Origin of the sequence: Synechococcales cyanobacterium T60_A2020_003 (genome assembly GCA_015272205.1) — a bacterium.
Classification (GTDB): domain Bacteria; phylum Cyanobacteriota; class Cyanobacteriia; order RECH01; family RECH01; genus JACYMB01.
Window position 1 is genome coordinate 1 of sequence record JACYMB010000069.1, and the last position, 7395, is coordinate 7395.

7 protein-coding genes, 1 tRNA gene and 1 pseudogene are annotated in these 7395 nt (G+C 53.4%); 3 read left to right on the forward strand and 6 right to left on the reverse strand.

Going from position 1 to position 7395, the window contains the following annotated elements; translation table 11 throughout:
* Nucleotides 1-107: 107 nt before the first annotated feature.
* The 3 genes and pseudogenes from IGR76_03540 to IGR76_03550 form a co-directional block, all read right to left on the reverse strand.
* Nucleotides 108-590: pseudogene (locus IGR76_03540) on the reverse strand (TerB family tellurite resistance protein).
* A 179-nt stretch (nucleotides 591-769) separates the two neighbouring features.
* Nucleotides 770-2563: a M61 family metallopeptidase gene (locus IGR76_03545; protein MBF2077598.1), complete on the reverse strand. Its 1794-nt coding sequence runs from the start codon at nucleotides 2561-2563 to the stop codon at nucleotides 770-772.
* Between the two features lie 177 nt (nucleotides 2564-2740).
* Nucleotides 2741-3661 (reverse strand): helix-turn-helix domain-containing protein, encoded by a 921-nt coding sequence (locus tag IGR76_03550; GenBank protein MBF2077599.1) that lies wholly within the window; start codon nucleotides 3659-3661, stop codon nucleotides 2741-2743.
* 270 nt (nucleotides 3662-3931) lie between these two features.
* Here IGR76_03550 and IGR76_03555 point away from each other — a divergent pair, with 270 nt between their 5' ends.
* Nucleotides 3932-4660 (forward strand): hypothetical protein, encoded by a 729-nt coding sequence (locus IGR76_03555; protein ID MBF2077600.1) that lies wholly within the window; start codon nucleotides 3932-3934, stop codon nucleotides 4658-4660.
* Between the two features lie 14 nt (nucleotides 4661-4674).
* On the opposite strand, the gene IGR76_03560 is transcribed toward IGR76_03555, so the two are convergent.
* Nucleotides 4675-4890, reverse strand: a complete 216-nt coding sequence (locus IGR76_03560; protein MBF2077601.1) for an RNA-binding protein hfq — start codon at nucleotides 4888-4890, stop codon at nucleotides 4675-4677.
* Nucleotides 4891-5025: 135 nt separating this feature from the next.
* Between IGR76_03560 and IGR76_03565 the strand changes: the two genes are divergently transcribed.
* Together IGR76_03565 and IGR76_03570 are read left to right on the forward strand one after the other, a co-directional pair.
* A complete protein-coding gene (locus tag IGR76_03565) occupies nucleotides 5026-5901 on the forward strand; it encodes a diaminopimelate epimerase (GenBank protein ID MBF2077602.1) in 876 nt (291 codons plus the stop codon).
* Nucleotides 5902-5911: 10 nt separating this feature from the next.
* On the forward strand, nucleotides 5912-6595 hold the full coding sequence (locus IGR76_03570; GenBank protein ID MBF2077603.1) for a PD-(D/E)XK nuclease family protein: 684 nt from the start codon (nucleotides 5912-5914) through the stop codon (nucleotides 6593-6595).
* A 218-nt stretch (nucleotides 6596-6813) separates the two neighbouring features.
* On the opposite strand, the gene IGR76_03575 is transcribed toward IGR76_03570, so the two are convergent.
* Together IGR76_03575 and IGR76_03580 are read right to left on the reverse strand one after the other, a co-directional pair.
* Nucleotides 6814-6887 (reverse strand) — tRNA-Arg (locus IGR76_03575).
* A 230-nt stretch (nucleotides 6888-7117) separates the two neighbouring features.
* Nucleotides 7118-7372 (reverse strand): hypothetical protein, encoded by a 255-nt coding sequence (locus tag IGR76_03580; protein MBF2077604.1) that lies wholly within the window; start codon nucleotides 7370-7372, stop codon nucleotides 7118-7120.
* Nucleotides 7373-7395 lie beyond the last annotated feature (23 nt).

Consider the following 7395-nt stretch of genomic DNA (forward strand, 5'->3'; position numbering starts at 1 on the left):
GGAAGGTCATGGGCGCTGCAACTTGTCAGTCACACCAAGCGGCCACCATGCTAATCCGCCCTGTCCGATGCCCTAACTTGAGGGCATGAAATCGCTGTAACCAAACCCTAGTGATTTTCAGCAAAGGACTCAAGCCCTTGGCTCAAGGTGTCTACAATGCTGCCTTCGCTGTTCCCTTGCTCAACCTCAGCCTCAATGCGAGCTTGGACATCGGCGGGCAATCCCAGCAAGGTGACCAACTCCTGATAGGTTGCGGCCTCGTCCGCATTGATCGAATCCTCGTCTGGGGTGCGCGCACTTGAGCGAATCACTTCATAGCCCAAACGCAGCACTAACTCTTTTTCGTCCTGAGTTTGGAGCTTGGGGGTCAATTCGCGGAGGGGAATATTCTGAATCACATAGTCTTGAAGCTCTTGGCGCAAGTGCTGCTGCTGCGACGGACTCTTCGCAAAGATGCCGCTAAACCGATCCAGCATTACTTCGGCTTCTTCGGACGCAAGGTTACCATCACACTAGGCCATTGAGGCCACAATCCGCAGGAGATTCATTTGACGTGGACTAATGGACGGTGGTGGTGATTGCAGAGCCATAAGCGGTTCCCCCATATAGTTGCATCTGGATGCTTGCATTTAAGCTACCACGGGACCCTAAGTGCCCTAGATGACCTTAAGCTTCTTATCCAGAAGGAGTTACACTTTGTCACACAGTCCTCGTTTTTATGCCCATCCCCTTCATCCCGAATTTCTGGGAACCAGGGAATTGACTTACCTTAATCACCAAAAACGGCAGATAATGGCGTGCCGAGCCATCCTTCAAAGGATTGCTGCTGGTCTTCCGAGGGATTTTCAACCGCGACAAGTTGGTAGCGGTTCGGGCGGGGGGGAGCCAGCACCACGGGCCGTGTCAATAACTCATCCTGGTGGAAGAAGGTCAACAGCACCTCATCGCCCGGTTGATAGGCCTTGAGGCGATCGCCCAGTTGATCCGCCGAAACCCGAAGCTGATCCAGAGCCAGCAACTCATCACCAGCATCCACTCCAGCCTGCTGTGCCGGAGAGCTATGCTCTACAAACTTGACCATGGCTTTGCCGTTTTCGGTCGTGACCGTTAACCCGATGAACGGAGGTTGGCTATCGCTCGGATCAGCCTGAAGTTTTAAGCCAAAGGGGGCTAGGAATTGATCAAACGGGAGTTCCTCAGTGCTGTGCAAGCAGAGCTGGAAGAACTCATCGAGCACCGTATCGGCCACATCGGAAATCACGTCTTCAAGCTGCTCTGGCGTAAAGCCAATTTCATCTTTGCCAAAGCGTTCCCACATGATCAGCATGACATCGTCGAGCGATCGCCGATTGTGGTGCCGTGCCCGAATCAGCAAGTCGAGCAGCAGCGACACCATTTCGCCCTTGAGATAGTAGGAAATTTGGGAATTATCGCTGTGGGCATCCCGTCGATACAGCTTAATCCAGGCATCAAAGCTAGATTCGCCCAAGGGCTGCACCTGTCGTCCTGGAACCTGCAAATAGCGGCTAATTTCATTACTCAACTCGCGCAGGAATCCCTTAGCATCGTAGATTCCCGCCCGGAAGGGAATCGTGAGGTCGTAATAGCTGGTGGTTCCTTCGCTAAACCACAGCGACGGCGTGTAGTTCTCTGCTTCGTAGTCAAACACTTCCAGCGCCTTAGGCCGAATACGCTTAATGTTCCACAGGTGGAAAAACTCGTGCGCCACAAGCTGCATAAAGCGTTGATACTTATCCTCAGACTGCATGCCCAAACGAGGATAGTTGAGCGAGCAGGAGTTTTTATGTTCCAGGCCGCCAAACCCCTGCGCGGACAAATGCAGCAAGAACAGGTAGCGATCGTAGGGCAATCCTTGGAAAAGCTGAGATTCGACTTCAATAATTTTCTGAATATCGCGCACCATGCGCGGCGTATCTACCTTGCCCCGCCCCCAAATTACAAGCTGATGGGGTTTATCCTCCACCTCAAATTCCACCAGTTGATGAACGCCGATTTCAAAGGGGCTGTCTACCAACTCATCAAAATCGGCGGCCTGGAACGTGTGGGGGTGCGACGGGTCGGGTTCTAGGGTGGTGGCAATGTGCCAACCGGGAACCGGAGGCATCACCGTCACCCGCATCGGCTGGTGCTGAAACCCAGGAATAAAGAAAAAGAGTGCCGCTCCATTGAAGTAGCCGTGGGTCTCGTCCAGGTGATTGGTGCGGACGCTCAGCTCATTGGCAAACACGCGATACCGCACCTGTACCGTCGAGACGTCATCTGTATCGATCTGCCAGTGGTTTTTGCCCAGCTTGCGCCACTCCAAAGGGCGATCATCGCTTTGTGCAGCAAAATTCTGAACATGACGGGAATACTCGCGCACTAGATAGGAACCCGGCGTCCAAACGGGCATTTTCAGATCTAGGGACGCTCGCTCCCATCCCTCAATCTGCAGTTCCACCTCGAATAAATGGGAGGTGGGCTGAGGCATTGAAACCTGATAGTGCAGGGTAACCGTCGTTTCAGACGGGAGGGGCGATCGCGTCGGATTAGCGTTGATCATGATCGTTCGTGGGCAGCCTATCGAATCTATATCTTAGCGACTGACGGGGAGGACGGGGATGCCTGCGTTGATTCCCCTCAAGTCTGGCGACCGCGACCTGAAAACCCAGATCATCTCGGCCAGCGCCCTGCAACGCCATCCATCAAAATATTCATCCAGATAACCTGATCGATTGGATTAAGGACGATTACTTTCGTCTTCCGGTGTTACGGTCACTTCGGCAATACTGCCATCCTCGCCCATCACAGTCGATTCACTGCCGTTTGCCGATAACATCACGGCTCCGGCATCGCCAGCTAGCACCGTGATCTCTTCCTCACCCAGCCAGGTTTGCTCGGTGCCTTCGTCCATAATGCCTTCAAACTCAGACTCGCCATCGACGGTGACTTGCATCCAAGACCGCCGATTTAGCATGATGCTCACCTGAACGGGTGCCGTGGTTATTTTTGATAAGGCTTCAACCACACCGACACCAGGAACCGCGATCGCCCGCCCGGTCGATTCAGCAAATAACGGTACAGGGGCATCATCAACGGCATCGGATTCCCCACCAGGAGAAGACGCCTCTGGCTCTGAAACAGGAGCGGCGGTTCTCGACTCTGGTGTTGCAACCGACTCAGGCTGCGATGCCGACTGAGGCGCATTGGACTGATGGGCACCGCGACTTAATCCATACAGAATGCCACCTAGAACCACGACTCCGGCTGCGGCTGCGCCAATGAGTGGCCAGTTAAGTTTAGGTTTTGTGGGGTCAATTGGCAAAGACTTGAGAAATTTGAGGCTTGGAAACTGCCAAGGTGCAGGCTGATTGACGAGGGGATCATCGTCGATACATTCAGATTGCAGGGGCTGAGCATAGAGGGGAAACTCTTGGGCGATCGCCTGCCCATCCAGCCCAAGGGCGTCAGCATAGCGACGGATAAAGCCCTGGATAAATATTGGCTCTGGCAATACGTGGTCATCCCCTGCTTCAATAGCGCGTAGAATGCGCAGCGGGATATAGGTGTGCGACGCAATCTCCTCCAAGGGCAGCCCTTGCTCTTGGCGAACTCGCTCCAAGTAAAGACCGATTTCTTGCAATCGCTCGAGCTGCGTCATTTCTAACTTACTCACAAGCCCCTTCCCCACGTTATCCATGACTCACAAACAGAGCAACAAACCCTAAAGTACTACGGCTTATCCTACAGCGTATCGAATTATTAATATCCTCAATGTACACTGTGGCGTTTCAAATCTGTAAGTATCTCCAGATATAGCCTGAAGGATCACCTGGCTGGATTGACCCAGTTGGATGATGTTGCAGGCTCCTGCCGGAGGCTATCGTAGAAGTAGATTAGGGGTTACTCGAAGCCATCATGGATGGAGACTGTGACAATGAAAGCGGCGACGATCGCCTTACTCGTAACTGGATCGGTAACTGCCGCCGCAACTGGAGTTGTGATTGCAACCCATCAAGCTACAGAGCAAGACGCCGTGAATGCAACGGTGGAGATCAACCCAGCACAGTCATCCTCTGCCCCTGCTCCAGATCAGGATCTGAATCCCACAGTTCCTTCTCAGGATCTGGTTTCCGATGATTCCGATCATGTACACCATGCTTCCACGGAGGACTCCAACCCTATGCTGTCTACACCCCTACCTCCGACACTAACTCCCGTTCGCACCCTATTTGATGCGGTGATTCCTGAAGTACGATCGCGCACTCAGGTAGTGCTTCTCCTACCCGATGCGTTGTCTGACGCCGTTTTGGATGAACCTATCTACCTTCACCACACGGAAGATACGCGCCACTACAGCATCATATTAGGACTCACTCCCGACTGCACGGCTAATGTTTGCTCGGTGGGATCCATCGAGGCAGAACTGGATGGTACCCCCTATCCGGAGGAATTTAGTGAGAGGGTCAACCTCGCTCAAAATATCCAGGGTCATTTTCAGCCGATGATCTGCGGCGCGTCTTGCTTACCTCCGGTGGTTGGCTGGAGCTATGCTGGAGCGTTTTACCGCATCTATCTCAAAGTGCCAGGGTCAGATGCCGAAATCCGCGAAGATCTGATTGCGATCGCCAACTCGGCCATCGAGAGGGGGCCACGCTAGGTGAGGCAATTATTCTAGGCTTTGGGCTTGATAAAGGCGATCGCAGGTCGAAAGACCATCGTGGGCTGATTGTAGTGATCAAGCAGGCATAGATAATTTGGATCTTGCCACTGCACCTTGCCAACGAGTAAATCATCCGTCAGGAGCTTAATTTCAACCTCGCGTCCATCTTTAATCAGAGATTGAATCAGGCGAGTGCTGGGCAGTCCGGTATCAAATTCAGTACTCATGAGTTCAGGGGGTAGCCGTTACGCCTTCTAGTGTGCCCTAGTGTGCTGTCTTATGCAGCAGGTTTACCTCGCCAAGCCTTAAAATTTTACGTACATCAATATCCAAGTCATTCAACGAATTTCGTAGGGCACGCTATGCAATCGAACCCCTCTCTTGCGTTTTCCAAATACCACGGCCTTGGCAACGACTTTATTCTGATTGACAATCGCTATCAAAGCGAGCCTTGCCTCACGCCAGAGCAAGCGGTGCAATGGTGCGATCGCCACTTTGGGATCGGCGCAGACGGGGTAATCTTCGCCCTGCCGGGTACGGAGGGAGCCGACTACACCATGCGGATTTTTAACTCCGACGGTTCCGAGCCGGAAATGTGCGGCAATGGCATTCGCTGCTTAGCAAAATTTATCCACACGCTTGAGGTTGCTGATGGTAACGCAGCACCGAACGAAACCAAAACCTACCGCATCCAGACCCTGGCTGGCCCGATTCTGCCAAGGATGGAGGCCAATGGACAGATCACCGTCGATATGGGGTTACCTTGGCTCCTCGCCGAAGAAATTCCCACCACCCTAGCGGATGCCCAGCAGAAAGCGATTGACGTGCCGCTTACGGTCGCAGGCCAAGAATGGTCGGTCACCTGTGTCAGCATGGGGAATCCTCACTGCATCACCTTTGTGGAGGATGTGGCGGCTGTTCCTTTGGAAACCATTGGCCCTAAGTTTGAACACCATCTGGCATTTCCCAAGCGCACCAACGCTGAATTTGTAGAAGTTGTGCGTGACGATTATTTGAAAATGCGGGTCTGGGAGCGCGGTGCAGGGATTACGCTGGCCTGTGGTACGGGAGCATGTGCCACCTTGGTTGCAGGCGTACTCAATGGCAAATCTGCTCGACGGGCAACGGTTGAACTACCAGGAGGCTGCCTCCTGATCGAGTGGGCCGAGGATCAGCATTTGTATATGACTGGCCCTGCGGAGCATGTCTTTGATGGAGTTTGGCGACTGAACGGGTAAGCACGGCTGCATGACTCCGCCAACGGTTCCCAATTTACTGCCCGCGATCGCCGCTAAAACGGTGTGTACCCAGGGATATCGCTTCTTTGTGGATGAGCAGGAAAGACGATTGCCCAGCGTCACGTCAATTTTGAATGCGACCAAGCCGATTGAAGCTCGCAAAGCCCTAGCCCGGTGGCGATCGCGCCTTGGCACAGAGGAGGCGACCCGTGTGGCTACCACCGCTAGCCGTCGGGGAACCCTCACCCATCACCAGATCAAAACCTATCTGCTGGGGCAAGAGAAGACCTGTCCCGATGCGGCTCAGCCCTATTGGAAGAGTCTTCGACCTGTGTTGCAGGACTTAGACGACGTTCGCCTCGTGGAAAACTTTGTCTTCCATTATGATTTGGGCTATGCCGGACGGGTCGATTGTCTCGCCAGCTACCAGGGACAGTCGTGCCTCTGCGACTGGAAAACGGCTGATCGCCCTAAGGGGAGCCTTGAACGGTTGTACGATGCCCCCATCCAACTGGCGGCCTACTGCGGAGCGGTGAACCATTGCTATGGAGATCACGGTATCCAGGTGCAGTCCGCGCTGTTAGTAGTAGCGTTGCCCGATACCGAGGCCGAAGTCTTTTGGCTGGATGCGGACATGATGAAGCAGTACTGGCGACAGTGGCACGATCGACTCCAGCAGTTTTATAGCGATTGAAGGAAGGGGAATCGGTCACCTCCTACTCATCTCTTAAGCTATAAAGGGTGAGACCCCTGGATGGGGACGAAGCAGGCCTCCAACGTTTCAAGCGTCGTCGCAGTTGCCATCCCCCCCGCTTCAAACGTGATACGAGGAGGAGCGTTCTGCTAGCCGTAGGACTCCCCTACAATGCTTGGCAGCAAGATTCCGGTTGATTGGTAAGATTTTGATAAGCACGCCCCAGGAAGGACTCGAACCTTCGACCGACTGCTTAGAAGGCAGTTGCTCTATCCAACTGAGCTACTGGAGCACAAAAAGGGGAACTATTAGATAGAAACGGGTTTCGGAAACTGTCTCGCCTGCTAAGCGGACAGACTCTATTCTACTGTTTTTGCGGAGATGAGCAATCGTTTAGCGCGCTTCTCTTCTGATGGGAGGCGTTACAGCCCATGCGCTACGTTGACTTAAGACCAATAGTGTGGAATCACCCTATAGTAACAGATAGTAATTGGACGGCTGGGCGATCGCCCTCACAGTAGATCAGTTAGATTCTCCTAGACGTAGATTCCCTAGGGCAAACGCATAAAAATCATTGAGTAAGGATTTTGCGGAGATAAGCATCATCCCCCCCGCCTTTTTGCGCTTTGCTTTGATGCCCACTTTGGTGGATTTGTCCTGCCCCAACCGATTCAACGCAATCTGTCGCAATAAGCTCATGGTCTGCGGGGCGTGGTCTTTGCGAATCCGACAGGCATCTTCAGCCAGGGCGGCGGCCATCTCCCTCGGGCAACCCATCGCGTCAATGGTCACGATACATC